Source organism: Pseudomonas imperatae (assembly GCF_057128625.1).
Map to the genome: position 1 here is coordinate 39,139 of NZ_JBSKHP010000005.1, position 26,497 is coordinate 65,635.

Here is a 26,497-nt window from a genome sequence, read left to right on the forward strand (position 1 = left end):
CGCACCACCTCGACCCGCACCACCACGACCGCCACCGGCGGGCCGTGCGGCGAGGCGTGAGCAACACCTGACACGCAACACCCAAGGCCCCGCCAGCAATGGTCGGGGCCTTTTTTGTGCCGCACCGGCGCTGGTCATTTCAAGGAGCAACACCATGGCTGCATTGAAGCTCAACCGCCCCGCCCTGCTGATCGTCGACGTCCAGGTCGGCCTGATCCACGGCCCGCAAAAGCCCTGGCAAGGCGAACGCCTGCTGGCCACCATCAACCAGGTCATCGCCCAGGCCCAGGCCGCCGGCGCGCCGATCCTGGCGGTGCGCCACACCGGCCCCGCCGGTTCACCCATCGCCCAGGGCAGCCCGTTCTGGCAGGTGGCGCCCGAGTTGAACCTGGCCCACGGCAACGTACGGCTGTTCGACAAGCAGGCCTCCAGCGCCTTCCAGGGCACCGACCTTGAGCAGTGGCTCAAGGCCGAACAGGTGGAGGACCTGGTGATCGTCGGCCTCAAGACCCAGTACTGCGTCGACAGCGCCTGCCGCGCCGCCGCGCAGCTGGGTTTCAAGCCGGTGCTGGTGGCCGACGGCCACAGCTGCATGGACACCGACCTGCTGGCCGCCGAGGTGATCATCGCCCACCACAACCAGACCCTGCACGGCCCGATCGCCCGGGTGGCGGCGGCGGCCGAGCTGCAGTTCTGAGCCACTGGCGATAAAAAACCTGCTTGCAGGCCATGAAAAAACTGGCCTGCAAGCCCCCCACGGCAGCCCCTGGGGTTGGTATTGTTCCAGCTGGTCTGGAGCAGTGGTACGCGACTTGCTGGTTGCCTGCCACTTGCCAACATCGAGGTCCGCCGTGGCTGCCTACAACCTGCGTCAACTGAAGTACTTCATCACCACCGTCGAATACGGCAGCGTCGCCGAGGCGTCGCGCAAGCTGTACATCGCCCAGCCGTCGATCTCCACCGCCATCAAGGCGCTGGAAGACAGCTTCGGCGTGCAACTGCTGATCCGCCATCACGCCCAGGGCGTGTCCCTCACCCCCAGCGGCGCGCGCTTCTACCGCAAGGCCCAGGAACTGCTGCGCATGGCCCGCGAGTTCGAGCAGAACGCCCTGGCCGATAATGACGTGGTGGCCGGGCAGATCGACATCGGCTGCTTCGAGACCGTGGCGCCGCTGTACCTGCCGCAGCTGATCGCCGGCTTCAGCGCGCTCTACCCAGGCGTCGAGATCCGTATCCGCGACGGCGAACAACAGGAGCTGGTGCAAGGCCTGACCTCGGGCAGCTTCGACCTGGCCATCCTCTACAAGCACGACCTGGACAGCACCATCGAAACCGAGCCGCTGATGCCGGCCCAGCGCCCCTACGCCCTGCTGCCCGCCGACCACCGGTTCGCCCAGCAGGCCCAAGTGTCACTGCGCGACCTGGCCACCGAACCGATGATTTTGCTCGACGTGCAGCCCAGCCGTACCTATTTCGTCAGCCTGTTCGAAGAGCTGGGCCTGACCCCGCGCATCGCCTTCAGCTCGCCGTCCATCGAGATGGTCCGCGGCATGGTCGGCCAGGGCTTCGGCTTCTCGATCCTGGTCACTCGCCCGCACTCGGAATGCACCTACGACGGCAAGAAGGTGGTGTGCGTGGACATCGTCGAGGACGTCACCGGCTCCGGCCTGGTGGCTGCCTGGCTCAAGCGCGGGCAACTGACCAAGCCCGCGCAGCTGTTCGCCGACTACTGCCGCGAACAGCTCACAGCCAAGGCAACCGCCGCGCGCCCCGCCCCGTAACAGCAACTGTTATGCATTCACTTCCGGGCACCGCGGTGTTACCGACGCAGCCTGGCGGCAGCTGCTACAACCTGTGGGAGCTGGCTTGCCAGCGAGTTGTTGGGGCCATAAAAGCTCGCTGGCAAGCCAGCTCCCACAAGGGAAAGCAGCTATCATGCTTGGCACCCGGCCCTAAAAGGATTCCAGCCGCCCAATGCCGTTCTTCGCCAAAACGCCACGCCCGCCCCGCCCCCTGCGCCTGCTGGCCCCTTGGCTTGCCGGGGCGCTGCCGCTGGTACTGGGCCTGGGCATCCTGTATTGGCAAGCCGAGCGCGACCTTGCGGCCAACGCCCAGGACACCGCCGAGCAGGCCCTGGCGCAGTTCGACCTGATGCTGGACAACGTTGCCGAATCCGCCAACGCGCTGCTGCCCCTGGCTGGCCAGCCCTGCGCCGACGCCACCCTGGCCCTGCGCGAGCAGGTCACCCGCCGGCCTTTCGTGCGCTCCACCAACCTGGCGCTCGACGACCACCTGTATTGCAGCTCGCTGTTCGGCGAGTTCAGCGAGCCCATCAACCCCGGCGACTACGTCGACGGCCACCTGTGGCTGATGGACGGCAACCCGGTCACCCCCGGCCACGCGCTGCTGGTGTACCGCGCCTTCGACGACGACCAGACCGCCCTGGCGACCCTGGACGGCTACCACCTGGCCAACGCCCTGCGCATGATCGGCCGCGACCAGCCGGTGCTGCTGCAGGTGGGCAACAGCTGGCTGGCCCCCGACGGCCAGGTGCACGACGCCCCCGTGCCGGCGTTCCCGGTAGCACCCACGCACCTGGACTCCAGCCGCTACCCGCTAAGCGTGAGCACCGGCTACCCAGCCGGCGAGCCCTGGCGCTGGGTCAGCGCGCAATACCCCTTGCTGCTGGCCCTGCTGGTGCTGCTCGGGGTGTTGGCCGGCGGCCTGTGCCGCTGGCTGCTGAACCGCCCGCAGTCGCACCGCGCGGAAATCGCCCGGGCGCTGGAGGCCGACGAGTTCCTGCCCTATTACCAACCGGTGGTGCGCAGCCTCACCGGGCGCTGGTCCGGCGCCGAGGTGCTGATGCGCTGGCAGCACCCGCGCGAAGGCCTGGTGCCGCCGGACCTGTTCATTCCCTTCGCCGAGCACTCGGGGCAGATCGTGCCCATGACCCGCCGCCTGATGCGCCAGGTGGCCGAGGACCTGCGCCCCCACGCCGAGCTGCTGGAAGACGACTTCCACCTGGGCATCAACATCAGCGCCGAGCACTGCCAGGACCTGGCCCTGCTGGACGACTGCCGCGACTTCCTGCAAGGCTTCCCACCGGGGCGCATCACCCTGGTGCTGGAACTGACCGAACGCGAATTGATCCGCCCCAGCGCCGTCACCCACCAGCTGTTCGAGGCCCTGCACAACCTGGGCGTGATGATCGCCATCGACGATTTCGGCACCGGCCACTCCAGCCTGGCCTACCTGCGCGAGTTCAAGGTGGACTACCTGAAGATCGACCAGAGCTTCGTCGCCACCATCGGCAAGGATGCGCTGTCGGGGCACATCGTCGACAGCATCATCGAACTGTCCGGCAAGCTCGACCTGGGCATCGTCGCCGAGGGCGTGGAGGACGAGGTGCAGCGCGAGTACCTGGTGCAGCGGCAGGTGGAGTTCCTGCAGGGCTACCTGTTCGGCAGACCAATGCCCATCGACGCCTTCCTGCAAACCCTGCGAACCCCGTAGCAGCTGCCGCAGGCGGCGCCCCGCCACAAAATGAGGCATCGCGCCCCATTTTGGTGACACGCCCTGCCCCACAATGAGATCATTGCCGGCCTTACCTGCCCGTTCCACCCCGCGCTCCAGAGGCTCTCTTGTCCAAAGGCATCATCTCGTCCGTCACAGCGTCCAGCCTGTTCGCCGTGATGTACTTCTATACCTCGCTGCTCACCCCGCTCACCGGCGAAGAAATCTTCGGCTGGCGCATCCTGCTGACCGTGCCCTGCGTGACGATGTTCCTGCTGATCACCCGCGACTTCAAGCTGGCCGTGGGCCTGCTCAAGCGCATGCGCGAGCGGCCGATCCTGCTGCTGGGCAGCATCGGCACCGCGTCGCTGCTGGGCGTGCAGCTGTGGCTGTTTCTCTGGGCGCCGCTGCATGGCCGCAGCCTGCCGGTGTCACTGGGCTATTTCCTGCTGCCGCTGACCATGGTGCTGACCGGGCGGCTGGTCTACGGCGAACGGCTGTCGTACCTGCAGAAGGTGGCGGTGGGCTTCGCCCTGTGCGGCGTAGGGCATGAACTGTGGGTGCACGGCAGCTTCGCCTGGGAGACCCTGCTGGTAGCGTCCGGCTACCCGGCCTACTTCGTGCTGCGGCGCAAATGCCAGACCGACCACCTGGGCGGCCTGTGGACCGACATGTGCCTGATGATGATCCCGGCCACCTGGTTCGTCACCACCGGCCCGCTGTCGGCTGCCGACATGCTCCAACACCCGGCCCTGTACGGCCTGATTCCGGTGCTGGGCATGATCAGCGCCCTGGCGCTGGTGTCCTACGTCATGGCCAGCCGCCTCCTGCCGTTCAGCCTGTTCGGCCTGCTCAGCTACGTGGAACCGGTGCTGCTAGTGGGCGTGGCGCTGCTGCTGGGCGAAAGCATCGCACGTGACCAGTGGTGGACCTATATCCCGATCTGGCTGGCGGTGGTGGTGCTGATCATCGAAGGCTTCAAGCACCTGGTGCGTTCGCGGCGGCGCAGCATGTAATTCAAGGGTGCACCAGCAGCAACACCGCGCTGATGCTCAGAAATGACGCCAGCGTGGTCAGCACCAGCGCCGCCGCGCAGCGCCCTTCCAAACCGAAGCGCTGCCCCAGGATGGGGTAGACGCTCATCATCGGCGCGCTGGCGATCACCACGCCGGCCAGCATCATCGGCGCCGGCACGTCGGCCAGCAGCCAGAACATCAACCCCAGCAGCAGCGGGTGCACCAGCAGCTTGCCGGCGCCGATCAGCCCCAATTCGTTGAGCTGCCCGCGCACCTTGGTGCCGTACAGCACGCCGCCGATCACGAACAGCGCCGCCGGCGCCGAGGCCTGGGCCAGCATGTCGATGACCTTCAGCGGCGCCACCGGGATCTGCACACGTGCCAGCGACAGCGCGCCGCCGACGATGATCGACACGATCAGCGGGTTGCGGCCCAGGCGCTTGAGGGTTTCGACCATCACCCGCCGCGCCGAGCCGCCCTGCTGCTCCCCGGCCTCGGCCATGGCCAGCGCCAGCGGGATCATCACCAGGTTCTCGATGACCATGCCCAGCGCCAGCGCCACCACCGCCGGTGGCCCGGCGACCATGGCGGCGATGGGGTAGCCGATGAAGCCGCTGTTGGACACCGACATGCCCATGCCGGCGATGGCAGCGTTGGCCACGCTGGCCTGGCGCAAGCGGCGGAAGACCAAAAAGCCGGCGGCGAAGCTGCCCAGCGACGCCAGGCCGTAGGCCAGCAGGTAGTGGTAGTTGAAGACCTCGCTGATGGGCCGCTGGGCCAGCGCGCGGATCACCAGCGCCGGCAGGCAGAAGACAATGACGAAGGTGCCGACGCCGCGCACCTGTTCGCGGCTCAGCAGCTTGAGCGCCGTGGCCAGGTAGCCCAGGGCGACGATGATGAAGATCGGTGCGGTGATGGCGAGCACGTCTAGCAACGACTGGTTTCCTTTTGGACGCGGCCTGCGGCCGCTGCTACGGGAGCCTCGCGATCAATCCTGGCGCACGTCGACCTGTTCATGACTGTGGCACGCCTGGGCGATGGCTTCCACCACCCGCAGGTTCTGCAACCCGTCGCGCACGCTCACCAGCGGCTGCGCCTGGCCGCGGATCACCTGGCAGAAATGCGCCAGCTGGCGCGCCAGCGGGTCGGCGCGGTCCTGGCGCAGTTGTTCGCTGATGAATGGCTTCCACCACGAACGGTCCTCGGGGCTGCCGTAGCGCTTGAGGCGCATGGTGGGCACCGACAGCTGGCCGAAGGTGCCGGTGATCACGTAGCAGTCCTCGTCACCGTAGTGGCTGTAGGTCTTGTTCTCCTGGCTGGTCTGCTCCCAGCTGCGCGGGCTGGCGGCGGTGTCCGAGAGCAGGAAACTGCCCAGCGCGCCGCTGGCGAAGCGCAGGCTGATGGCCACCGTGTCTTCCACCTCGAAGCCGCGGGTGGCGTGGGAGGCCATGGCCTGCACCGCGACGATCTCGCCGCACAGCGAGCGCAGGTTGCCGATCTCGTGGATCAGGTTGAGCAAAATCGGCCCGCCGCCGACCTGGGTGCGCCACGGGCCTGCGGCGAAGTATTCATCGGGCTTGTAGAACAGCGCCGTGCCCATCACCGCCACCAGGTTGCCCAGCAGGCCATCGGCGATCACTTGCCGGGCCTGGGCCAGGATCGGGCTGTGGGCGCGGTGATGGCCCACCAGCAACGGCGTGTCCGCGGCGCGACTGGCCGCGTACAGCCGCTCGCCTTCCTCCAGGGTGTGCGCCAGCGGCTTCTCGATCAGCGCCGGCACCCGCGCGGCCAGGCACTCGAAGGCCTGGGGCACGTGCAAGGCGTTGGGCGTGGCGAGGATGACGCCATCGGGACGAAACTCGGCGAACAGCGCCTCCAGCGAGGTGAACAACGGCACCTGCAGGCGCGCCGCCAATTCCACCGCGGCCGGTGACGGGTCGACAATGGCCGCCAGCTGGCATTCGTGGCTGGCCTGGATCTGTTCGATATGGAAGTGGCCGATGGCACCGGCGCCGGCTACGGCAATGCGAAGAAGGGACATAAGGGGCTCTGATTATTCTTGGGGATTATTCTGGCTGAGCAATGGCCATAGCTTAATCAATCGCGATCAGGACATAATCGGCCATTATGAAGATTCAGAATGCGCAATTAGCGAACAATGCACCTTTCCTGCGCGACCTGCAGTTGTTTTGCAGCGTGGCCCGGCATGCCAGTTTTGTCACGGCGGCCCAGGAGAGCGGCATCTCCCCGGCCCACCTGAGCAAGCGCATCGCGCTGCTGGAGGCATCGCTGGGGGTCAAGCTGTTCCAGCGCACCACGCGCCGGGTCAACATCACCGCCGACGGCGAGACCGCCTTCACCTGGGCGCAGACCCTGCTGGGCAACGTCGACGACATGCTGCAGGCGCTGTCCGGGGTGCGCAACGAGCCGCGCGGTGCCCTGCGCATCAGCACCAGCCTGCGCCTGGGCCGCGAGTACATCGCGCCGGTGATGGCGCGCCTGCGCCAGCGCTACCCGGCGCTGGAGGTGTGGCTGGAACTGCTGGACCGGCGCGCCGACCTGATCGCCGAGAACTTCGACATCGACATCCGCGTGGGCGAGGTGCTGGAACAGCACCTGATCGCCCACCGCATCACCAGCAGCTACCGCATCCTCTGCGCCGCCCCCGCCTACATCGAACGCATGGGCAGCCCGCGCAGCCTGGCCGAACTGGCCCAGCACGACTGCCTGCTGTTCCGCGAGCGCGACCAGCGCTTCGGCCTATGGCGCCTGCACGGCAGCGCCGGCGAGGAAAGCGTGAAGGTCACCGGGCCCATGGCCTCCAACCACAGCGACGTGGTGCGCCAGTGGGCCCACGAGGGCTACGGCATCATCATGGCCTCGGTGTGGGACGTGGCCGCCAGCCTCAAGGCCGGCGAGCTGGTGCAGGTGCTGCCCGGCTACCGCCAGCCGGCGGACGTGTGGGCGGTAACCACCGCGCGCGGCGGCGAGTCGGAGAAGATTCGCGTGTGTATCGAATTTCTCAAGGAAGCCCTCACCCAGGGCCCGCAAACCCTCATGATCCACACAACGCCGTAGGCTCTTGTGGGAGCTGGCTTGCCAGCGAGCTGTTGGCCCCCCCAAAAAAAGCTCGCTGGCAAGCCAGCTCCCACAGCACCGGTTCATGGCCTTCTTATTCAATTCTGGTACGAAGGTGCAACAATTGGCACACTTCTTTCTAATGGTTTTCGACCGCGGTGTCAGGATCCCCTTTTCATTGGATCCGCAGGTGCACACAATGCACCATTTGCTAACAACGGGCAGCTACCCTGTCCATTACCAGTGCAGAAATTCCGCCAAAAGCGGTAGAACAGGAAGTCGGATCTATGTTCGAAGTGCCGTCCTCAATCAGGTTGTTGCTGTCCCGCTTCAGCCAGGCCCACGCGGGCCATTTCCACTCCCTGCGCTACGTCCGCCAGGACAGCCTGGGCCTGTCGGTCACCCGTAACGTCGTCGACCCACCGCGCCGCCACCGCAGCAGCGGCGTGATGCTGTGCGTGCGGGTCAACGGCAACGAAGCGTTCGCCGCCACCAGCGACCTCACCGAAAAAGGCCTGGAGCACGCCTACGACCAGGCGCTGCTGCTGGCCCACGCCATGGGCCAGCGCGCCCTGCTGAGCCTGCCGCCGTTGCAGGGCAACGCCGTGCACACCCGCTACAGCTCGCCGGCCGCCGACCAGCCGCTGCCCGATGCCGGGCACTGGCTGGAGGTGCTGCGCGCCGAATCGGCGCGCGTGCCGCAGCACGAACGCCTGGTGAACTGGTCGGCCAGCCTGGGCATCACCGACAGCCAGCAGCTGTACGTGGACAGCACCGGCAGCGAGATCGCCAGCCACAAGCGGCTGTTCTTCCCCGAACTGGACGTGACCGCCTTCGACGGCCAGCAGAGCCAGCGCCGCACCTGGGCCATCGCCCGCCAGGGTGGCAGCGAGCTGGTGCATGAGTCGGGCTTCATTGGCCAGATCGAACAGGTGGCCGACCAGGCCCTGCAACTGCTGGCCGCGCCCAACACCCCGGAAGGCCCGCGCGACCTGCTGCTGATGCCTGACCAGATGATCCTGCAGATCCACGAGTCCATCGGCCACCCGCTGGAGCTGGACCGCATCCTGGGCGATGAGCGCAACTACGCCGGCACCAGCTTCGTCACCCAGGACATGTTCGGCAGCTACCAGTACGGCTCGCCGCTGCTCAACGTCAGCTTCGACCCGCAAGTGCCGGACGAGCTGGCCAGCTACAGCCACGACGACGAAGGCACGCCGGCGCACAAGCACCTGCTGATCGAAGCCGGGGTGCTCAAGCGCCCCCTGGGCGGCGCCCTGTCCCAGGCCCGCAGCGGCCTGGCCGGGGTGGCCAACAGCCGCGCCTGCGACTGGAACCGCCCGCCCATCGACCGCATGGCCAACCTCAACGTCGAGCCCGGCGACCAGAGCCTGGCGCAGATGATCGGCAACATCGAGCACGGAATCCTCATGGCCACCAACCGCTCCTGGTCCATCGACCAGGCCCGCAACAAGTTCCAGTTCGGCTGTGAATGGGCCCAGCTGATCGAAAACGGCGAGCTGGCCGGCGTGGTCAAGAACCCCAACTACCGCGGCATTTCCTCGCAGTTCTGGCGCAACCTCAGCGCCGTTGGCGACCGTTCCACCTTCGAGGTGATGGGCACCCCCAACTGCGGCAAGGGCGAACCCAACCAGGCGGTCACCGTGGGGCACGCGTCGCCGCCCTGCGTGTTCAAGCAGATCGACGTGTTCGGGGGGCAAGCGTGATGAACCACACTCTCTACCGTCGCTCCTTCGACATGCTGGAACAGTGGCTGCACACCCAACTGGCCGCCGGCGAGCATTTCTCGCTGTGGTTCAGCGCCGAGGACTCGCAGTTCATCCGCTTCAACCACGGCCAGGTGCGCCAGGCCAGCCAGGTGCTGCAGATCGACGCCACCCTGCGCCTGATCCACAACGAGCGCCATGCCAGCGACACCCTCAACCTGACCGGCGACGTGGCCACCGACCGCGAGCGCCTGGGCGAAGCCCTGGCTGGCCTGCGCGCGCTGCTGCAAGTGCTGCCGCCCGACCCGTACCTGCAACTGGACAACCAGGTGTTCGCCAGCGACCGCGTGCCCGAGGGCAGCCTGCCCAGCGCCGACGCGCTGATCGAGCAAGTGGGTGCGCTCAGCCAGGGCCTGGACATGGTCGGCATCTACGCCGGCGGCCCGATGTACCGGGGCTTCGCCAGTTCCTGGGGTGGCCGCGGCTGGCACGTGGCGATCAGCGCCAGCCTGGACTTCAGCCTGTTCCATGAGAACGGCGAGGCGGTGAAGATCACCTACGCCGCCAGCGAATGGGACGCCGACGAACTGGCCGCGCAATTCGCCCAGGGCCGCGAGCAACTGGCGCACCTGGGCAAGCCACGCAAGACCCTGGCGCCCGGCCAGTACCGCGCCTACCTGGCGCCGGCCGCCGTGGAAGAAATCATCGGCATGCTGCAATGGGACGGCTTCTCCGCCCGCGCCCTGGCCACCCGCCACAGCCCGCTGCAGGCCCTGCAGCTGAAAACCGCCAGCCTGTCGCCCCAGGTCAGCATCAGTGAGATGGCCTCCACCGGCCTTGAGCCGCTGTTCAACAGCGAAGGCAGCCTGCGCCAGGACCAGGCGCTGATCGAGCACGGCCACCTGGTGGGCCAAATGGTCAGCTCGCGCTCGGCCCAGGAATACCACCTGGAAGCCAACGGCGCCGACACCTATGAAAAGCCTTCCTCGCTGGTGATGGCCGGCGGCGACCTGCCCAGCGCCGAGGTGCTACAAGCGCTGGGCACCGGCCTGTACATCGGCAACCTGTGGTACCTGAACTACTCCGACATTGGCCTGGCGCGCATGACCGGCATGACCCGCTTCGCCAGTTTCTGGGTGGAAGACGGCAAGATCGTCGCGCCCATCGACACCATGCGTTTCGATGACAGCGTCTACGACCTGTTCGGCGCCAACCTGCTGGCCCTGACCCGCGAGCAGAGCCTGCGCATCAGCACCAGCACCTACTCGCAACGCGACGCCCAGACCCTGCTGCTGCCGGGCGCGTTGATCGAGCGCTTCACCCTCACGCTGTAGACCGTGCGGTAGACCCCGGGGCCATGCCTGGCCCCAGGGGCTTTTTATTACTGTTATTCGCCTGTGTGCCTGACGCCAACTTGAAAGACTGTTTTCACTAACGGTCGCAGGCTTTTATTTTTTACAACTTCACTTCAGCACCACCCGGGACCTAACTATTGAATAAATAAACACCTCAAGCACGCACCAAATAAAACCGCACTTGCCGGTTTGGTGCACACCCAACTAATACCCTGCACCGTGCCGATTCGATGTTTAACCCACATCGTGATCACGGCCTCGTGCAGCCCGAAACTTGCCCAGTGATGGCCGCTCGATTGCCCGTCAGGACCCCGTGCGACCTGGTGCTGGAACAAACGTACAAGAATGCGACATGGTGTGTGTAAATTGGCGCCAAACGCTCTACAGCGCAGGTTCTGGCACAGCGGTTGCTCTGTATTAGCTCAGCCACATTCCCGTACAACCTTGTACATACGATAAAAAGGAAGGCGTCATGAAACCGTACACAGCCACCTCTACTTAGTTGCAGAAGACTGAATTCTGACACGTACTGGCAGACTTCAGTATGACCGCCTACTTGCGCCGCCCACAGTCGAACATTAATTAAATGTTTGAGCGGTACCGCTTTGCCCTTCTTTTTATTCGAGGGAGACTTGATGAATGACGCGGTAAAAAAGAAGCCACCCCAGGTGCCCACTTCAATAGTTCCCGCCACGCCGTGGCCCGGTATTCCATTCCGGCCCAATACGTCGCGCCCGGGCATATTGAAGAAACAACAGGTGCTGATACTGGTGGCGGTGTCCGTGCTGTTGCACGGTGGCGCCTGGTGGCTGATGCAACAGGCCAAGGCGCCCGTGCCGGAAGTTGCCCCGCAAGTACCGGAAATGACCGTGGAGCTCACCAGCCCGACGCCCCCCACGCCCGAGCCGCCACCGCCGGAACCACCACCGCCGCCGCCCCCTCCGCCGCCACCGGCGCCCGAGGAAGACCCGGACGCGGTGAAACCGCCGCCCAAGCCGGTGGAGAAGAAGGTCGAGAAGCCCAAGCCGGTGCCCAAGCCGCAGCCGCTGAAAAAGCCTGCGCCACCGACCCCGCCGGCCCCGGCGCCGACGCCTGCGCAGAGCGCGCCGCCCAGCCCCACCCCGGCACCGGCGGCGCCTGCGGCAGCGCCCGGCCCGGTGAAAGAGTCGGCGGCCATTTCCGGCCTGGCCAGCCTGGGCAACCCGCCGCCCGAGTACCCGTCGCTGGCCCTGCGCCGCAACTGGGAAGGCACGGTGGTGCTGCGCATCAAGGTGCTGGCCAACGGCCGCGCCGGCAGCGTCGAGGTCACCAGATCCAGCGGCAAGCCGCAGCTCGATGAAGCGGCGGTGGGAGCGGTGCGCAACTGGAAGTTCATTCCGGCCAAGCGCGGCGACACGCCAATCGAAGGCTTCGCCACCCAGACCATCGACTTCAAGTTGCCGCAGTAAACGAACTCAACCCTATTCACGTTGTGCGAGGTAGAAATCATGAATGCTTCAATGTCCGCAATGATCGTCCCGGGCGTGCTCTGGGCCCTGGTGTTGTTCTCCGTGCTCAGCTGGGGCCTGCTGCTGATCAAGTCGGCCCAGTACCTGCGCCTGAAATCGCAGAACAAGCAGTTCACCCGCGCCTTCTGGGCCGCCCCCGACCTGCTCACCGCCGCCGAGCACTCCACCCAGTACCCCGGCGCCCTGGCGCGCATCGCCAACAGCGGCTTCGAAGCCATGGCCAGCGATGACAACCCGCGCAACGCCCAGCAACTGGCGCACACCATCAACCGCCAGGACCGCCTGGAGCGCAACCTGCGCCAGCAGATCCAGAAGGAACGCCGCGCCCTGGAAGCCGGCCAGGCGATTCTGGCCAGTATCGGCAGCACCGCGCCCTTCATCGGCCTGTTCGGCACCGTGTGGGGCATCATGGAGGCGCTGCAGAGCATCGGTGCCAGCGGTTCCGCCAGCCTGGAAACCGTGGCCGGGCCTATCGGCCACGCGCTGATCGCCACCGGCGTGGGCATCGCCGTCGCCGTGCCGGCGGTGCTGATCTACAACTTTTTCCTGCGCCGCCTGAAGCTGGCCATGGCCGACATGGACGACTTCGCCCATGACTTCGACAGCCTGGCCCAGCGCAGCGCCTTCGCCGTCAGCCGCGAGCCCATCGCCCACAAGCACGCCGCCCGCGTGCAGGAGGCGAGCTGACATGGCCTTCTCTACCCAAGACAGCGACGAAGTGCTCAGCGAAATGAACGTCACGCCGCTGGTGGACGTGATGCTGGTGCTGCTGGTGGTGTTCATCGTCACCGCGCCGCTGATGACCAACGCCATCAAGGTCAACCTGCCGAAGACCGACGCCGTGGCCCCCGCCGAGAAAAAGGACCCGGTAGTGGTCAGCGTCGACCAGGACGGCAAGTTCTTCCTGGCCAAGAGCGAAATCGCCCCCGAGCTGCTGGAAAAAAGCCTCTCGGACGTGAAGGCCAAGGACCCGGAAGTCCGGGTGCAGTTGCAGGCCGACACCAGCGTCAACTACGGGCAAGTGGCCAAGGCCATGGCCTCCATCGAGCGCTCGGGCATCACCAAAATCTCGGTGATGACCTCGCGGTGACACGCCGGCCGGGCGGGGGATGAGACAGCCCGGCCAGGCGTTGCGGTAAACGGTCGTTCCACACCTGTGCGGTGCCCCTTTGGGCGCTGCAGGGGAGCGGCTGGCTTGAAGCAGAGGAGTTTCGTCCGGGGCCGGCATAACCCATCCGGAACAAGAGGGCTCACAAGGCCATTTCACTAAACGTCTGAAAAAGTCGGAAATTACCATGTTGATGAGTTTGCAACGTTTTACCCTCAAACCACTGGCGGCCACCCTGCAACGGCGCAGCATGGTGCCGCTGTGCGTGATGGCCATGGGCATGAGCACCGTGCAGGCAGCCGAAACCACCGATGACGCCGGTACCGCCGCCGTGGTCGCGCCGGCCACCACCCAGTTGCAGAAGGTCGAAGTGACCGGCTCGGCCATCCGCCGGGTCGACGCCGAGACGGCCGTGCCGGTGACCATCCTGCGCGCCGCCGACCTCGAGAAGCAGGGCGTGACCACCACCGCCGAGCTGATGCAGCGGGTGACGGGCAACAACTCCATCGGCAACTCCGCCGGCTCCGTGGGCGCCGCCACCGGCGGTGCCAGCTTCGCCGACATGCGTGGCATCGGCGCCAACAAGACCCTGGTGCTGCTCAACGGCCGCCGACTGGCCAACAACGCCATGTCCGGCACCAACAGCCAAGGCGGCGCGGTGGACCTGAACATGATTCCGTTCGCCGCCATCGACCGCGTGGAAGTGCTGCGCGACGGCGCCTCGGCGCTGTACGGCACCGACGCCATTGGCGGGGTGATCAACTTCATCACCAAGAAATCGCTCACCGACGGCACCCTCACCCTGGGCGGCGAAGACCCCACCAACAGCGGTGGCGGCGGCAGCAAGGACATGAGCGGCAGCTGGGGCTACGGCGACCTGGACAAGGACCGCTTCAACGTGATGGGCGTGTTCAACTACCGCACCCAGCAGAACCTGGAAGCCAAGGACCGCAGCTTCGACCAGGACTACGTGCCCGGCCGCGGCCTGGACAACACCTCCGGCACCGCCTTCCCGGCCAACTACAGCCAGAACGGCAACGCCGCCAACCCGCTGGGCAGCGCCTGCAGCGGCGCCAACCTGATCGCCAGCAACGGCGTGTGCCGCTACAGCACGCGCAACTCCATCGACCTGCTGCCGCAGACCGAATCCACCTCGTTCTTCGGCAAGGCCACCGGCAAGCTGGCCGACGACCACAACGTCAACCTCGAATACTTCTGGAGCCGCAACGACAACAGCACCACCGTGGCTCCGGCGCCGCTCACCGGCCTGAGCCTGTCGCCCAGCTCGCCCTACTACCCCGGCAACGGCATCACCCCGCTGCCCACCGGCTTCGCCCTCGACCCCACGCAACCGGTGGGCGTGAACTGGCGTGAAACCGCCGCCGGCGACCGCGAATCGAAAGACCAGAACACCAGCCAGCGCCTGCTGCTGAGTTTCGACGGCAGCGTCGGCGGCTGGGACTACAACGTCGGCGCCGGCTACAACCAGAACCGGGTGGTCAACAGCGTCACCGGCGGCTACGTCAGCGACTCGGCGCTGACCGCCGGCCTGGACAGCGGCCTGCTCAACCCGTTCGGCGCCCAGAGCGCGGCCGGCCAGCAGTACATCGACGACAACGCCTACCACGGCGCCTACGCCGTCTCCACCGGCCGTGTGGCCTCGCTGGACGGCAAGGTCACCCGCGAGATCGGCGACTGGTTCGGCGCCGGCCCCGTGGGCCTGGCCCTGGGCGGCGAGTACCGCAAGGAGAAATACCACGAGTCGGTGGCCGACTGGGCCGGTGACCTGTCCAGCCTGGGCGTGGACCCCAACAGCTCGGTGTCGGGCGAGCGCAGCATCAGCGCCGAATACGCCGAGATCAACGTGCCGGTGATCGACAGCCTGGAACTGGGTGCCGCGATCCGCCACGACAAGTACAGCGACTTCGGCAGCACCACCAACCCCAAGTACACCTTCCGCTTCCAGCCGTTCAAGGAACTGGTGATGCGCGGCGCCTACAGCGAAGGCTTCCGTGCCCCATCGCTGTATGAGCTGAACAACCCCACCTACACCACCTTCACCCAGGGCAACTACAACGACCCGACCCTGTGCGCCGGCGGCGTGGTGCGCCCGGGCGGCAACGGTGGCCGCGACTGCAACCAGCAATTCCTCAACAGCACCGGCGGCAACCAGGACCTCAAGCCCGAGACCGCGCGCAACGTCACCCTGGGCTTCGTCTACCAGCCAGTGCGCAACCTGTCCATGGGTCTGGACTTCTGGTGGATCAAGATCGCCGGGCAGATCGAGGAGTTTCCCGAGTCGGAAGTGTTCGCCCACCCCGACGAGTACGCCGACCGCATCGTGCGCGCCGCCGACGGCTCCATCGACCACATCATCACCGGCCTTGCCAACCTGGGCAACGTGAAGACCAGCGGCATCGACGTCAACCTCAACTACCGCTTCCCGCAAACCACCATCGGCCAGTTCGGCCTGGACCTGACCGGCACCTACGTCACCCGCTACGACTACCAGCAGACCATCGGCGGGTCCTACACCGACCGCGTCGGCGACTTCCAGGGCGACCAGGTGGCGCAACGCTGGAAACACAACATCACCGGCAGCTGGAACTTCGGCGCCTACCGCGCCTCGGTCACCAACCGCTTCACCACCGGCTACAACGACTACGACCCCACCACCAACAGCCGCGTCAGCTCGTACTCGCTGTGGGACCTGTCGGCCGGCTACACCTTCAGCAAGGTGCTGGACGTGGACCTGGGCGTGAAGAACGTATTCGACCGCGACCCGCCGTTCTCCAACCAGGCCTACACCTTCCAGAGCGGCTATGACCCGCGCTACACCGATCCGTTGGGGCGCACCCTGTTCGCGCGCATGACCTACCACTTCTGATCGGGATCGACGGGGGCTGAGCTCCGGCCCCCGGCACGATCCGCCTGCGATATCGCACCCCCGGCGTCCCTCCGCGCCGGGGGCTTTTTCCAGGCCTGTGTTAACGCGGTTCGAGGAATTCCAAGCATGTCACAGCCCCTCAAGTTTCTGCTGGCCAGCCTGTTCTGCCTGGCCAGCCTGCCGGCGCACCCGGCGCCCGTCAGCGCCATGACCGTGTACGGCGACGCGCCCAGGTACCCGGCCAACTTCCAGCACTTCGACTACGTGAACGCCGACGCGCCCAAGGGCGGGTCCCTGAGCCGCTCGTCCATGGAGATCGGCCAGTTCAACTACATCCTGCCCTACGTGGACCAGGGCACCGGCGTGGTCCAGGTCGACACCTGGCTGTACTCGCCGCTGGCCTACCGTTCGCTGGACGAGCCCTACACCGTCTACGGCCTGGTGGCCGAGAAAATGGAGCACGACCCCGACGGCCTGTGGATGCGCTTCTACCTCAACCCCAAGGCCACTTTCGCCGACGGCACGGCCATCACCGCCCAAGACGTGGCCTTCACCTTCAACCTGCTGATGACCAAGGCCAGCCTGAGCTTCCGGCTGCTGTACGGCGACGTGCAGGACGTGGTGGTGGAAGGCCCGCGCCAGGTGCGCTTCAACTTCAAGAACAACCTCAACCGCACCCTGCCCCTGGACCTGGCGTCCATGCGCGTGCTGCCCGAGCACTACTGGAAGGACCACGACTTCGCCAGCGGCGGCGGCTTCACCCCGCCCCTGGGCAGCGGCCCCTACCGGGTGACCAAGGTCGACCCGGGCCGCAGCATCACCTTCGAACGCAACAAGGACTGGTGGGCCCGCGACCTGCCGGTGAGCCGCGGCATGTACAACTTCGACAGCCTGACGGTGAATTTCTACGCCGACACCGAGATCGCCCGGCAACTGCTGCAGGCCCAGGCCTACGACTACAACCGCGAGTTCTCCTCGGGCGGCTACGTGGTGGGCTACCAGAGCCCGGTGCTCGACGACGGCCGCCTGCAACGGCAGATCCTCGCCCCCGCGCAGCCCAAGGGCGCCCAGGGCTTCGTCTTCAACCTGGAGCGGCCGGTGTTCAAGGACCGCCGGGTGCGCCAGGCGCTGACCCTGCTGTGGGATTTCGACTGGGCCAACCGGCAGATCATGCGCAGTTTCTACACCCGCCAGGACAGCTACTTCCCGAACAGCGACCTGGCCGCCACCCAGCTGCCCGACGCCCAGGAGCTGGCGATCCTGGAACCGCTGCGCGGCAAGGTGCCGGACGAGGTGTTCACCCAGGTCTACCACTCGCCGCGCACCGACGGCAGCGGCAACATCCGCCCGCAGCAGTTGCAGGCACTGAAACTGCTGGCCGAGGCCGGCTGGCACCCCGTGCATAACCGCCTGGTCAACGCCCAGGGCGAGCAGCTGAAATTCACCTTCCTCGATGGCCAGGGCGGCTTCGACCGCCTGCTGCTGCCGATGAAGCGCAGCCTGGCGCAGATCGGCATCGACCTGGAACTGCGGCGCATCGACCCTGGCCAGTACAACAACCTGATGAACGCCCGCGACTACGACTTCACCGTGGTGCAGTTCCCTCGCAGCGGCGACCCGATCATTTCCCCCGGGCGCGAGCTGTACAGCTTGTACGGCAGCGCCAGCGCCACCCAGCCGGGCAGCTCGAACTTCATGGTGCTGCGCGACCCGGCGGTGGACAGCCTGATCGACGGCCTGGTCAAGGCCACCACCCGCGACGACATGGTGCACTACGCCCGCGCCCTGGACCGAGTGCTGCAGTGGGGTTACTACTCGATCCAGAACTACTACAGCGAAGGCACGCCCACGGTGTTCCTCAACCGCTTCGGCAGGCCCAAGGTCGCGCCCACCTACGACGTCGGCCTGGACACCTGGTGGCAGGTCAGCCCCACGCCCCTCACCACCCTGCAAATGAGCGCACTGGCGCGCAATTCCGAGGAGCACTGAGATGCTGCGCTATATCTGTCGGCGGCTGCTGCTGATCATTCCCACCCTGCTGTGCATCCTGGTGGTCAATTTCGTCATCGTCCAGGCCGCGCCCGGCGGCCCGGTGGAACAGGCCATCGCCCGCCTGCAGGGCGCCGGCGGCCACGGCGTGGGCGGCGGTGGCGGGGAAAGCGCCGGGGGTGGCGGCAGCCGCTCCAGCCGCGGCCTGGACCCGGCGCTGATCGAGGAGATCAAGCACCACTACGGCTTCGACCAGCCCATGCACGCGCGCCTGTGGTTGATGCTGAAGAACTACGCCCACCTGGACTTCGGCACGAGCTTCTTCCGTGGCGCGCCGGTGACCGAGCTGATCGCCCAGAAGCTGCCCACCACCCTGTCCCTGGGGCTGTGGGCGACGCTGATCACCTACCTGATCTCCATTCCCCTGGGCATCCGCAAGGCGGTGCACCACGGCACGCGCTTCGACGTGTGGACCAGCACCGCGATCATCATCGGCTACGCCATGCCGGCGTTTCTGTTCGCCATCCTGCTGATCGTGGTCTTTGCCGGCGGCAGCTACGTCAACTGGTTCCCGGTGCAGGGCCTGGTGTCGAGCAACTTCGACCAGCTGTCCACCCTGGGCAAGGTCGGCGACTACCTGTGGCACCTGGTGCTGCCGGTCAGCGCCCTGGTGATCGGCGGCTTCGCCACGCTCACCATTCTCACCAAGAACAGTTTCCTCAACGAGATCAGCCGCCAGTACGTAACCACGGCGCGGGCCAAGGGCCTTACCGAGCAGCGCATGCTCTACGGCCACGTGTTCCGCAACGCCATGCTGCTGGTGCTGGCGGGCATTCCCCAGGCGCTGATCGACGTGTTCTTCGCCGGCTCGCTGCTGATCGAGACCATCTTCAACCTCGACGGCATCGGCCGCATGAGCTACGACGCCGCCGTGTCGCGCGACTACCCGGTGGTGTTCGGCACGCTGTTCCTGTTCACCCTGTTCGGCCTGTTGATCAAGCTGCTGGGCGACCTGTGCTACACCCTGGTCGACCCGCGCATCGACTTCTCCGCGAGGACTGCCTGATGTTCCGGATCTCCCCTTTGGGCCAGCGCCGCCTGGCCGCGTTCAAGGCCAACCGCCGTGGCTGGTGGTCGCTGTGGCTATTCATCGCGCTGCTGCTGACGTGCCTGTGCAGCGAGTTGCTGGCCAACGACAAGCCGCTGCTGATCCACTACCAGGGCAAGATGTACTACCCCATCCTGCATGAATACCAGGAGACCGATTTCGGCGGCCAACTGCCGTTCGAGCCCGACTACAGCAGCCAGTACGTGCGCGACCTGATCAGCGCCAAGGGCGGCTGGATGCTGTTCCCGCCAATTCCGTTCAGCGACCAGTCGGTGAACTACGACCTCAGCCAGCCCTCGCCCAGCCCGCCCACGCGCGACAACTGGCTGGGCACCGACCAGCAGGCCCGCGACGTGCTGGCGCGAGCGCTGTATGGGGCGCGGGTGTCGATTCTGTTTGCGCTGATACTGACCGTGGTCAGCACCCTGATCGGCGTCTGCGCCGGCGCCGTGCAGGGCTTCTATGGCGGCTGGGTGGACCTGATCGGCCAGCGCCTGCAGGAGATCTGGTCGGGGCTGCCGGTGTTGTACCTGCTGATCATCCTCTCCGGCTTCGTCGCCCCCGGCTTCTGGTGGCTGCTGGGGATCATGGCGCTGTTCTCCTGGTTGGCGCTGGTGGACGTGGTGCGCGCCGAATTCCTGCGCGGCCGCAGCCTGGAGTACGTGAAAGCCGCCCGCGCCCTGGGCGTGACCGACGGCGCGCTGATGCGCCGGCACATCCTGCCCAACGCCATGACCAGCACCCTCACCTACCTGCCCTTCATCGTCACCGGCGCCATCTCCACCCTCACCGCCCTGGACTTCCTGGGCTTCGGCATGCCCGCCGGCAGCGCCTCGCTGGGCGAGCTGGTGGGCGAGGCCAAGCAGAACCTCGAGGCGCCCTGGCTGGGCATCACCGCCTTCTGCGCCCTGGCGCTGATTCTTTCGCTGCTGGTGTTCATCGGCGAGGCCTGCCGTGACGCGTTCGACCCAAGGACCTGAGCATGACCGACAACCTGATTGAAATCCGCCACCTGAGCGTGGCTTTCGGCGAGCGCGAAGTGGTGCACGGCATCGACCTGGACATCCGCCGCGGCGAGTGCCTGGCGCTGGTGGGCGAGTCCGGCTCGGGCAAGTCGGTGACGGCGCACTCGATCCTGCGCCTGCTGCCGGGCAAGAGCGTCAACACCGGCGGCAGCATCCGCTTCAACGGCGAGGAACTGGTGGGCGCCAGCGACAAGCAGCTGCGCAGCCTGCGCGGCAACCGCATCGCCATGATCTTCCAGGAACCCATGACCTCGCTGAACCCGCTGCACACCGTGGAGAAGCAGATCGGCGAGGTACTGGCGGTGCACAAGGGCCTGGCCGGCCGCGCAGCGCGGGCGCGGGTGCTGGAGCTTTTGGAACTGGTGGGCATCACTGAACCTGCCAAGCGCCTCAAGGCCTACCCGCACCAGCTGTCCGGCGGCCAGCGCCAGCGCATCATGATCGCCATGGCCCTGGCCAACGAGCCGGACCTGCTGATTGCCGACGAGCCGACCACGGCGCTGGACGTGACCGTGCAGCAGAAGATCATGGAGCTTTTGCGCTCGCTGCAGGCGCGCCTGGGCATGTCGCTGCTGCTGATCAGCCACGACCTCAACCTGGTGCGGCGCGTGGCCCAGCGGGTGTGCGTGATGCGCGGTGGCGAGATCGTCGAGGAAGCTGACTGCAAGACCCTGTTCGAGCGCCCTGCCCATCCCTACAGCCGCCAGTTGATCGACGCCGAGCCCGACGGCCGGCCAGTGCCGGTGATGTTCGACCAGTACCTGCTGGAAGTGGACGATGTGCGGGTGTGGTTCCCGCTGCCCAAGCCGCTGTTCAGCCGCCAGCGCGACTACATCAAGGCGGTGGACGGGGTGAGTTTCAAGCTGCTCAAGGGCAAGACCCTGGGCATCGTCGGCGAGTCGGGCTCGGGCAAGTCCACCCTGGGCCAGGCGATATTGCGGCTGGTGGAATGCCAGGGCAGCATCCGCCTGGGCAACAAGGAACTGACCCTGCACAGCCAGCGCCTGATGCGGCCGTTGCGGCGGCAGATGCAGATCGTCTTCCAGGACCCGTTCGCCAGCCTCAGCCCGCGCATGTCAGTGCAGCAGATCATCGCCGAGGGCCTGGAGACCCATGGCATCGGCACCCCGGCCGAGCAGGAGGCGGCGGTGATCCGCGTGCTGGAGGAAGTGGGCCTGGACCCGGCCACCCGCCACCGCTACCCGCACGAATTCTCCGGCGGCCAGCGCCAGCGCATCGCCATCGCCCGCGCCCTGGTGCTGGAACCGGCGCTGATCCTGCTGGACGAACCCACCTCGGCGCTCGACCGCACCGTGCAGAAGCAGATCATCGAGCTGCTGCGCAGCCTGCAGCTGCGCCATGGCCTGACCTACCTGTTCATCAGCCACGACCTGGCGGTGGTGCAGGCCCTGGCCCATGACCTGATGGTGATCCGCCACGGCCGCGTGGTAGAGCAAGGCCCGGCCCGGCGCGTCTTCGCCGACCCCCGGCACGCCTACACCCAGGAGCTGCTCAAGGCCTCCAGCCTTCACAAACGCACACCGCAAATCGCGTAGCAGCGGCCGCGCTGCACCAGGCAAACCGCGTGTACCGCGAATGCGTATACCGCATAAATCGCGTCGCCTGCATCGCGGCCAAGGCCGGCTCCTACCACGAACGCTGTAGGAGCCGACTTTAGTCGCGATGCAGACGACGCGATCGACCGTAGCAGCGGCCGCAGGCCGCGTCCCAGACGCCGCCTGGCGGCAGCTGCTACGGGGGCTAGGCGCGGGAATGAAAAAGGCCGCCCCTTTTCGGGGGCGGCCTTCGGTTTTTGCAGGCTTGTGACTTACAGCTTGTCGCCCTGCAGCACCAGCGGCGGGTTAGGCAGCCCCTGGTCCTTGCGCAGCTTGGCCACCTGCTTGGCGTCGACGGTCGCCGCCGCCGGGTTGCCGAACTGGGTGAAGACGTAGTTGGTGACCTGGGCCACCTGCTCGTCCGTCAGGTCTTCGGCGAAGGATGGCATCAGGATTTCGCCCTTCTCCATCTTGCGGTTCACCGAACCCAGGATCACCGAGACCACGTTCTTGGCGTCCGCCGCACCGGTGGTGGTGTGGTTGAACAGCGCCGGGTAGGCGCCGAAGCCGCTGCCCGCGCCCTGGCCCTTGGCGCCGTGGCAGGTGGCGCAGTTGCCCATGAACAACGCACGGGCCGGGTCCTGGGCGAGGATCGCCGGGCTCTGGCCGCGCATGTCGACGTAGCCCTCGCTCGGCTTGCCGAAGCTCGACCGCGAGCCTGGCTGCTTGTCATCGGCAATGGCCGGCACCGACTGCAGGTAGGTGGCGATGGCCGTCAGGTCAGTGTCGGGCAGGTACTGCAGGCTGTGCTCGATGGCCTCGGCCATGGGCCCGGACGCCGTGGCACGACCGTCGACGTGACCTGTCTTGAGGTAGGTGACCAGTTCGGCCTGAGTCCAGTTGCCGATGCCGGCGACCTTGTCCGGGGTGATGTTGTAGGCCACGAAGCTGCCCAGGTCGCCACCGGCGAACGGCTTCTTGGTGTCCATGCCCATGGTCAGGTTGCGCGGCGTATGGCAGGTGCCGCAGTGCGCCAGGGCTTCCACCAGGTAACGGCCCTGGTTCCACTGGGCAGTCTGGCTCGGGTCAGGCTTGAGCTCGCCGGCCTTGAAGTTGAAGAACTTCCAGAACGTCATGCCCCAGCGCTGGTTGAACGGGAACGGCAGGTCGGTCTTGGGCGACGCCTCGGCCACCGGTGGCAGCGACATCAGGTAGGCCTTGATGGCCAGCACGTCGTCGCGCGACATCTTGGTGAAGGAGTCGTAGGGCATGGCCGGGTACAGCTGTTCGCCGTCCTTGCCCACGCCGTCACGCACCGCGGCGACGAACTGGTCATCAGTCCAGTTGCCGATGCCGTGCTCCTTGTCCGAGGAGATGTTGGTGCCGTAGATCACGCCGAACGGCGTGCCCACCGGGTAGCCGCCGCCGAACGCCTTGCCCTTGGGCGCGGTGTGGCAGGCAGTGCAGTCGGCGGCGTGGGCCAGGTATTCGCCACGGCTGATCAGCGCCGCGTCGGGGGATTGTTCGGCGGCCTGGGCACCCAGGCTGGCCACCAGCGGTAGTACCGCCATGAGGAATTTTTTCATCGATAGCTCCCGGTTCATGCCAAGCTCTTGAGCACGGTGTCGGCCATGCGCAGCGCCAGCGCGGTGCCGGTCAGGGTCGAGTTGACGATGGCGGCGGTCGGCATCACGCCGGTGCCGGCCATGAACAGGTTCTCGTGCTCGTGGCTGCGCAGGTCGCGGTCCACCACCGACGTAGCCGGGTCTGCGCCCATGCTCAGGGTGCCAGTGATGTGCTGGTTGTTGTCGTACACGCCACGCTTGCTGAACACCACTTCGGTACCGCCCATGGCACTGGCGATTTCCTTGTAGACGTCGATGGAGTGGTCGTAGCCCTTGTGCACGTATTCCGGGAACTTGTAGTGCACCTCGATGCGCGGCAGGCCCCAGGCGTCCTTCTCGGTCTTGCTGAGCATGACGCGGTTGTCGCGGTCGGGCAGGATTTCCATCATGCCTTTCAGCAGCACGTAGTGGTCGGCCTGGTACTTGAGCTTCTCGTTCAGCGCCTTGCCGTAGTAGCCCTGTTTGATCAGGCGCTCGGTGAGCATGCGCGTCGGGTTGGTGTTGGCAAGGTCGATGCGCAGGCCCGAACGGTCGGCCCGGAAGGCGCCGTCGCGGATGTTGTTGATGCTGCTGGGGCGCATCGGGCCACGGCCGAAGTAGATCGGCTCGTCGGCCAGGAACTCCACGGAGGAGCCAGGATGGTCCATCAGGTGGCGGCCGACCATGTCGTTGCTGTTGGCCACGCCGTTGGGCAGGCGGTCGCTGGTGGACATCAGCAGCAGCTTGCTGCTTTCGATGGCGTTGGCGGTCAGCACGAAGCGCTTGCCGGTGACGCGGTGGCTGGCCTTGTTGGCGTCCAGGTAGTGGACGGCGACGATGCGGCCCTTGTCATCGGCCTCGATGCGGTAGACCACCGCGTTGGCGACCAGGCGCACGCCGGCGTCCAGGGCTTTGCGCGCGGCGATGCCGCCGTGGTACTGGGCGTCGATCGGGCACACCGGCATGCAGTTGTTGTTGCCACAGCAGGCCGGGCGGCCGTCGAACGGCACGCTGTTGCGCGCCTGCGGGCCGATGCCCACTTCGTAGCCCAGGCCCTTGAGGCGCTGCTTCATGCGCTCGAAGCCGTACGGCAGCGGAATGCCCGGCAGCGGGTACGGTTGCGAACGTGGCGAGCCCAGGTCGCTGTCACCGGACACACCCATCTGGAACTCGGCGTCGCAGTAGTAGGGTTCCAGCTCTGCATAGCTCAGCGGCCAGTCCACGCCCACGCCGTACAGCGATTGCAGCTTCATGTCGTTAGGCAGGATGCGGAACGCCTGCCCCGCCCAGTGCCAGGTGGTGCCACCCACGCCGCGCAGGTACGAGGCCAGGTACGGGTCCGGGCCTTTCTGGATCAGGTAGCCGTTGTCCACCGGCTGGAACTTGGGCTGCGGCGCCCAGGGCTTCGGTGGGTAGGGTTCGGTGAAATCGCCCTTGAGCGGGCTGTTGCGGAACAGCTCCACGGCCTCGTCACGCTTGATCTCGGGACCCGACTCCAGCATCAGCACCGAAGCACCGGCCTTGGCCATTTTCAGCGCCGACAGGGAACCGGCGATGCCGGCACCAATGACGACTACATCTGCACTGAGGGAATCAGACATGGGCCACGCTCTCGGACTGGGGGGGTTGAATCCAGAAATTCGGTTCGCCGGCGCAGTAGCTCGGCGGGGTGAAGGAGGTGCTCAGCAGCTGGTAGCTGACGATGGTTTCGAAGCCGACGCACACGGGGTTCATCTTGCTGCCCACCACGCCCAGGTACCAACCGCCCAGCAGGGCCTGGTACAGCGCGGCCACACCGGCGGGCTGCGCGGCGATCTGCGCCTGGAAGGCATCCGGGGCCAGGCCCTGGTGCGCGTCCAGCAGGCCGTTGAGGCTGGCCATGTTGGCGGCCAGCTGCGGGTCGGCGTGCTTGAGCCAGTCATGCAGGCGCTGGCCCAGTTGCAGGTCGGGCTTGTCTATGCCGGTCAGGCGCATGGACAAGGCCAGGAAGTCTGCGGGCAAGGTCAGGTTGTTGACCAGCGGGGCGCTGGCGAACGCGTTGGAAACCAGCAAGGTCTTGCCCAGGGCACCCGCAGCCAGGAGGCTGGTGGCGCCGAAGACCAGATGGCGTCGGCTTAGATTTATCATGGTTGATCGTCCGATGTGATCACATCCCCGATAGCCAGGCTCCGGGGCTTTTAATGGTGTGCACAGTGGGGCGCCGCGACGGGCATGAGCCTGTCGCGGGACCGGTTGCAACGGTTACAGCAAGGGGTGTTACTTGAGGGCTTGCGCCGCGGTCTCGCTGGCCTGGTTGTCCAGGGCCTGCACCGGGGTGCTGACGCCGACGGCGCCGACCACTTCACCGTTGAGGGTCAGCGGGTAGCCGCCACCCAGGGCCACGGCGTGAGGGATTTCGAGCACGGTGGACTCGCCTTTCTGCAGGCGTTCCATGAATTTCACCGAAGGCGCGCGGTACAGCGCCGAGGTGCGGGCCTTGCCGATGGAGGCATCGACGCAGCCCAGCGGCGCGCCGTCCAGGCGTTCAAAGGCCAGCAGGGTGCCGGAGACGTCCACCACCGCTACGCAACCAAAGCTTTTCTGCGCGGCGAGGCTGGCCTTGACGCTGCTGATGACCTGCAGGGCCTGGGCGTTGTCCAGCTGCTGGTGGGTCGCGGCGAAGGCGCTGGAGGATGCCAAAGCCAGAATGCTGGCACCGAAGAAAAAAGACAGGGTTTTCATGAAGTTGCCATTCCTATGAGCAGTAACCAATTTTAACCAACTGGTTAGTCCACTAACCATCCGCATTTGCGCAAATGATCGTTACAAAAAAGCGAACAATTGCCGCATTGACATTTCACGCAAGGCCCTGGCATGGCGTGCACGACCGCGTTGATGCGTCCAAAATCCCGTAGCCGCTGCCGCAGGCTGCGCTGGCCCGGGTAGCCACCGAAGATCTCCAGCGAGGCACAGTGCCAGCGCAGCCTGCGGCAGCGGCTACGGTGGGATATGGGACGCAATTTGCGTAAACTAGGTGCCCCGAT

Annotated in this window: 21 protein-coding genes; 15 read left to right on the forward strand and 6 right to left on the reverse strand. The window is 66.3% G+C overall.

The annotated features are described in order from the left end of the window. The first annotated feature begins 154 nt into the window (after positions 1-154). From ACWKWX_RS08215 to rarD, 4 genes are all read left to right on the forward strand, one after another. Entirely contained in the window at positions 155-697 is a 543-nt protein-coding gene (locus ACWKWX_RS08215; protein ID WP_483827463.1) for a cysteine hydrolase family protein, read from the forward strand. Positions 698-851: 154 nt separating this feature from the next. Then, positions 852-1,781 (forward strand): LysR family transcriptional regulator, encoded by a 930-nt coding sequence (locus ACWKWX_RS08220; protein WP_416423564.1) that lies wholly within the window; start codon positions 852-854, stop codon positions 1,779-1,781. 193 nt (positions 1,782-1,974) lie between these two features. Continuing rightward, positions 1,975-3,513: an EAL domain-containing protein gene (locus tag ACWKWX_RS08225; RefSeq protein WP_483827464.1), complete on the forward strand. Its 1,539-nt coding sequence runs from the start codon at positions 1,975-1,977 to the stop codon at positions 3,511-3,513. Positions 3,514-3,641: 128 nt separating this feature from the next. Continuing rightward, complete coding sequence (gene rarD, locus ACWKWX_RS08230) at positions 3,642-4,529, forward strand: EamA family transporter RarD (protein ID WP_416423562.1); 888 nt, start codon at positions 3,642-3,644, stop codon at positions 4,527-4,529. Between the two features lies 1 nt (position 4,530). On the opposite strand, the gene ACWKWX_RS08235 is transcribed toward rarD, so the two are convergent. Continuing rightward, positions 4,531-5,463 carry an AEC family transporter gene (locus tag ACWKWX_RS08235; protein ID WP_483827465.1) on the reverse strand — a complete coding sequence of 311 codons (933 nt, stop codon included), beginning with the start codon at positions 5,461-5,463 and terminating at the stop codon, positions 4,531-4,533. 54 nt (positions 5,464-5,517) lie between these two features. After that, the gene (locus ACWKWX_RS08240; RefSeq protein WP_483827466.1) at positions 5,518-6,570 is read right to left on the reverse strand and encodes a Gfo/Idh/MocA family protein; all 1,053 of its coding nucleotides are present in this window, start codon (positions 6,568-6,570) and stop codon (positions 5,518-5,520) included. Positions 6,571-6,656: 86 nt separating this feature from the next. On the opposite strand from ACWKWX_RS08240, the gene ACWKWX_RS08245 reads away from it, so the two are divergent. The 11 genes from ACWKWX_RS08245 to ACWKWX_RS08295 all read left to right on the forward strand — a co-directional run bounded on the left by ACWKWX_RS08245 (position 6,657) and on the right by ACWKWX_RS08295 (position 21,870). Further along, positions 6,657-7,607 (forward strand): LysR family transcriptional regulator, encoded by a 951-nt coding sequence (locus ACWKWX_RS08245; protein ID WP_483827467.1) that lies wholly within the window; start codon positions 6,657-6,659, stop codon positions 7,605-7,607. A 287-nt stretch (positions 7,608-7,894) separates the two neighbouring features. After that, positions 7,895-9,334: a TldD/PmbA family protein gene (locus tag ACWKWX_RS08250; protein ID WP_416423558.1), complete on the forward strand. Its 1,440-nt coding sequence runs from the start codon at positions 7,895-7,897 to the stop codon at positions 9,332-9,334. Beyond that, positions 9,334-10,668 carry a TldD/PmbA family protein gene (locus ACWKWX_RS08255; protein WP_416423557.1) on the forward strand — a complete coding sequence of 445 codons (1,335 nt, stop codon included), beginning with the start codon at positions 9,334-9,336 and terminating at the stop codon, positions 10,666-10,668. The genes ACWKWX_RS08250 and ACWKWX_RS08255 overlap by 1 nt, the downstream gene beginning before the upstream one ends. Positions 10,669-11,324: 656 nt before the next feature. After that, the gene (locus tag ACWKWX_RS08260) at positions 11,325-12,137 is read left to right on the forward strand and encodes an energy transducer TonB (protein WP_483827468.1); all 813 of its coding nucleotides are present in this window, start codon (positions 11,325-11,327) and stop codon (positions 12,135-12,137) included. 60 nt (positions 12,138-12,197) lie between these two features. Next, positions 12,198-12,884 (forward strand): MotA/TolQ/ExbB proton channel family protein, encoded by a 687-nt coding sequence (locus ACWKWX_RS08265; RefSeq protein ID WP_416427576.1) that lies wholly within the window; start codon positions 12,198-12,200, stop codon positions 12,882-12,884. Position 12,885: 1 nt separating this feature from the next. Continuing rightward, complete coding sequence (locus tag ACWKWX_RS08270) at positions 12,886-13,287, forward strand: ExbD/TolR family protein (protein WP_416423555.1); 402 nt, start codon at positions 12,886-12,888, stop codon at positions 13,285-13,287. 205 nt (positions 13,288-13,492) lie between these two features. Continuing rightward, positions 13,493-16,192 (forward strand): TonB-dependent receptor, encoded by a 2,700-nt coding sequence (locus tag ACWKWX_RS08275; RefSeq protein ID WP_483827469.1) that lies wholly within the window; start codon positions 13,493-13,495, stop codon positions 16,190-16,192. A gap of 126 nt (positions 16,193-16,318) precedes the next feature. Beyond that, positions 16,319-18,181: an extracellular solute-binding protein gene (locus ACWKWX_RS08280; protein ID WP_483827470.1), complete on the forward strand. Its 1,863-nt coding sequence runs from the start codon at positions 16,319-16,321 to the stop codon at positions 18,179-18,181. Position 18,182: 1 nt separating this feature from the next. Further along, positions 18,183-19,247, forward strand: a complete 1,065-nt coding sequence (locus ACWKWX_RS08285) for a microcin C ABC transporter permease YejB (protein ID WP_416423552.1) — start codon at positions 18,183-18,185, stop codon at positions 19,245-19,247. Next, positions 19,247-20,269, forward strand: a complete 1,023-nt coding sequence (locus ACWKWX_RS08290; protein WP_483827471.1) for an ABC transporter permease — start codon at positions 19,247-19,249, stop codon at positions 20,267-20,269. The genes ACWKWX_RS08285 and ACWKWX_RS08290 overlap by 1 nt, the downstream gene beginning before the upstream one ends. A gap of 2 nt (positions 20,270-20,271) precedes the next feature. Then, the gene (locus tag ACWKWX_RS08295; RefSeq protein WP_483827472.1) at positions 20,272-21,870 is read left to right on the forward strand and encodes an ABC transporter ATP-binding protein; all 1,599 of its coding nucleotides are present in this window, start codon (positions 20,272-20,274) and stop codon (positions 21,868-21,870) included. A 272-nt stretch (positions 21,871-22,142) separates the two neighbouring features. Here ACWKWX_RS08295 and ACWKWX_RS08300 read toward each other — a convergent pair whose 3' ends face one another. The 4 genes from ACWKWX_RS08300 to ACWKWX_RS08315 form a co-directional block, all read right to left on the reverse strand. Next, positions 22,143-23,456 (reverse strand): c-type cytochrome, encoded by a 1,314-nt coding sequence (locus ACWKWX_RS08300; RefSeq protein WP_483827473.1) that lies wholly within the window; start codon positions 23,454-23,456, stop codon positions 22,143-22,145. Positions 23,457-23,470: 14 nt separating this feature from the next. Then, on the reverse strand, positions 23,471-25,075 hold the full coding sequence (locus ACWKWX_RS08305; protein WP_416423548.1) for a GMC family oxidoreductase: 1,605 nt from the start codon (positions 25,073-25,075) through the stop codon (positions 23,471-23,473). After that, entirely contained in the window at positions 25,068-25,601 is a 534-nt protein-coding gene (locus ACWKWX_RS08310; RefSeq protein ID WP_416423547.1) for a sugar dehydrogenase complex small subunit, read from the reverse strand. Before ACWKWX_RS08310 ends, ACWKWX_RS08305 begins: the two co-directional genes overlap by 8 nt. Before the next feature lie 129 nt (positions 25,602-25,730). Continuing rightward, positions 25,731-26,195: a GlcG/HbpS family heme-binding protein gene (locus tag ACWKWX_RS08315; RefSeq protein ID WP_416423546.1), complete on the reverse strand. Its 465-nt coding sequence runs from the start codon at positions 26,193-26,195 to the stop codon at positions 25,731-25,733. Between the last annotated feature and the right edge of the window lie 302 nt (positions 26,196-26,497).

What these genes read in the sequence shown, in the direction of transcription:
- ACWKWX_RS08245 (WP_483827467.1), top strand. Translation starts at nt 6,657, where the DNA reads ATGAAGATTCAGAATGCGCAATTAGCGAACAATGCACCTTTCCTGCGC.
- ACWKWX_RS08310 (WP_416423547.1), bottom strand. Translation starts at nt 25,601, where the DNA reads ATGATAAATCTAAGCCGACGCCATCTGGTCTTCGGCGCCACCAGCCTC.
- ACWKWX_RS08225 (WP_483827464.1), top strand. Translation starts at nt 1,975, where the DNA reads ATGCCGTTCTTCGCCAAAACGCCACGCCCGCCCCGCCCCCTGCGCCTG.
- ACWKWX_RS08285 (WP_416423552.1), top strand. Translation starts at nt 18,183, where the DNA reads ATGCTGCGCTATATCTGTCGGCGGCTGCTGCTGATCATTCCCACCCTG.
- ACWKWX_RS08265 (WP_416427576.1), top strand. Translation starts at nt 12,198, where the DNA reads ATGATCGTCCCGGGCGTGCTCTGGGCCCTGGTGTTGTTCTCCGTGCTC.
- ACWKWX_RS08240 (WP_483827466.1), bottom strand. Translation starts at nt 6,570, where the DNA reads ATGTCCCTTCTTCGCATTGCCGTAGCCGGCGCCGGTGCCATCGGCCAC.
- ACWKWX_RS08250 (WP_416423558.1), top strand. Translation starts at nt 7,895, where the DNA reads ATGTTCGAAGTGCCGTCCTCAATCAGGTTGTTGCTGTCCCGCTTCAGC.
- ACWKWX_RS08260 (WP_483827468.1), top strand. Translation starts at nt 11,325, where the DNA reads ATGAATGACGCGGTAAAAAAGAAGCCACCCCAGGTGCCCACTTCAATA.
- ACWKWX_RS08305 (WP_416423548.1), bottom strand. Translation starts at nt 25,075, where the DNA reads ATGTCTGATTCCCTCAGTGCAGATGTAGTCGTCATTGGTGCCGGCATC.
- ACWKWX_RS08280 (WP_483827470.1), top strand. Translation starts at nt 16,319, where the DNA reads ATGTCACAGCCCCTCAAGTTTCTGCTGGCCAGCCTGTTCTGCCTGGCC.
- ACWKWX_RS08295 (WP_483827472.1), top strand. Translation starts at nt 20,272, where the DNA reads ATGACCGACAACCTGATTGAAATCCGCCACCTGAGCGTGGCTTTCGGC.
- ACWKWX_RS08290 (WP_483827471.1), top strand. Translation starts at nt 19,247, where the DNA reads ATGTTCCGGATCTCCCCTTTGGGCCAGCGCCGCCTGGCCGCGTTCAAG.
- ACWKWX_RS08300 (WP_483827473.1), bottom strand. Translation starts at nt 23,456, where the DNA reads ATGAAAAAATTCCTCATGGCGGTACTACCGCTGGTGGCCAGCCTGGGT.
- ACWKWX_RS08315 (WP_416423546.1), bottom strand. Translation starts at nt 26,195, where the DNA reads ATGAAAACCCTGTCTTTTTTCTTCGGTGCCAGCATTCTGGCTTTGGCA.
- ACWKWX_RS08255 (WP_416423557.1), top strand. Translation starts at nt 9,334, where the DNA reads ATGAACCACACTCTCTACCGTCGCTCCTTCGACATGCTGGAACAGTGG.
- ACWKWX_RS08275 (WP_483827469.1), top strand. Translation starts at nt 13,493, where the DNA reads ATGTTGATGAGTTTGCAACGTTTTACCCTCAAACCACTGGCGGCCACC.
- ACWKWX_RS08215 (WP_483827463.1), top strand. Translation starts at nt 155, where the DNA reads ATGGCTGCATTGAAGCTCAACCGCCCCGCCCTGCTGATCGTCGACGTC.
- ACWKWX_RS08270 (WP_416423555.1), top strand. Translation starts at nt 12,886, where the DNA reads ATGGCCTTCTCTACCCAAGACAGCGACGAAGTGCTCAGCGAAATGAAC.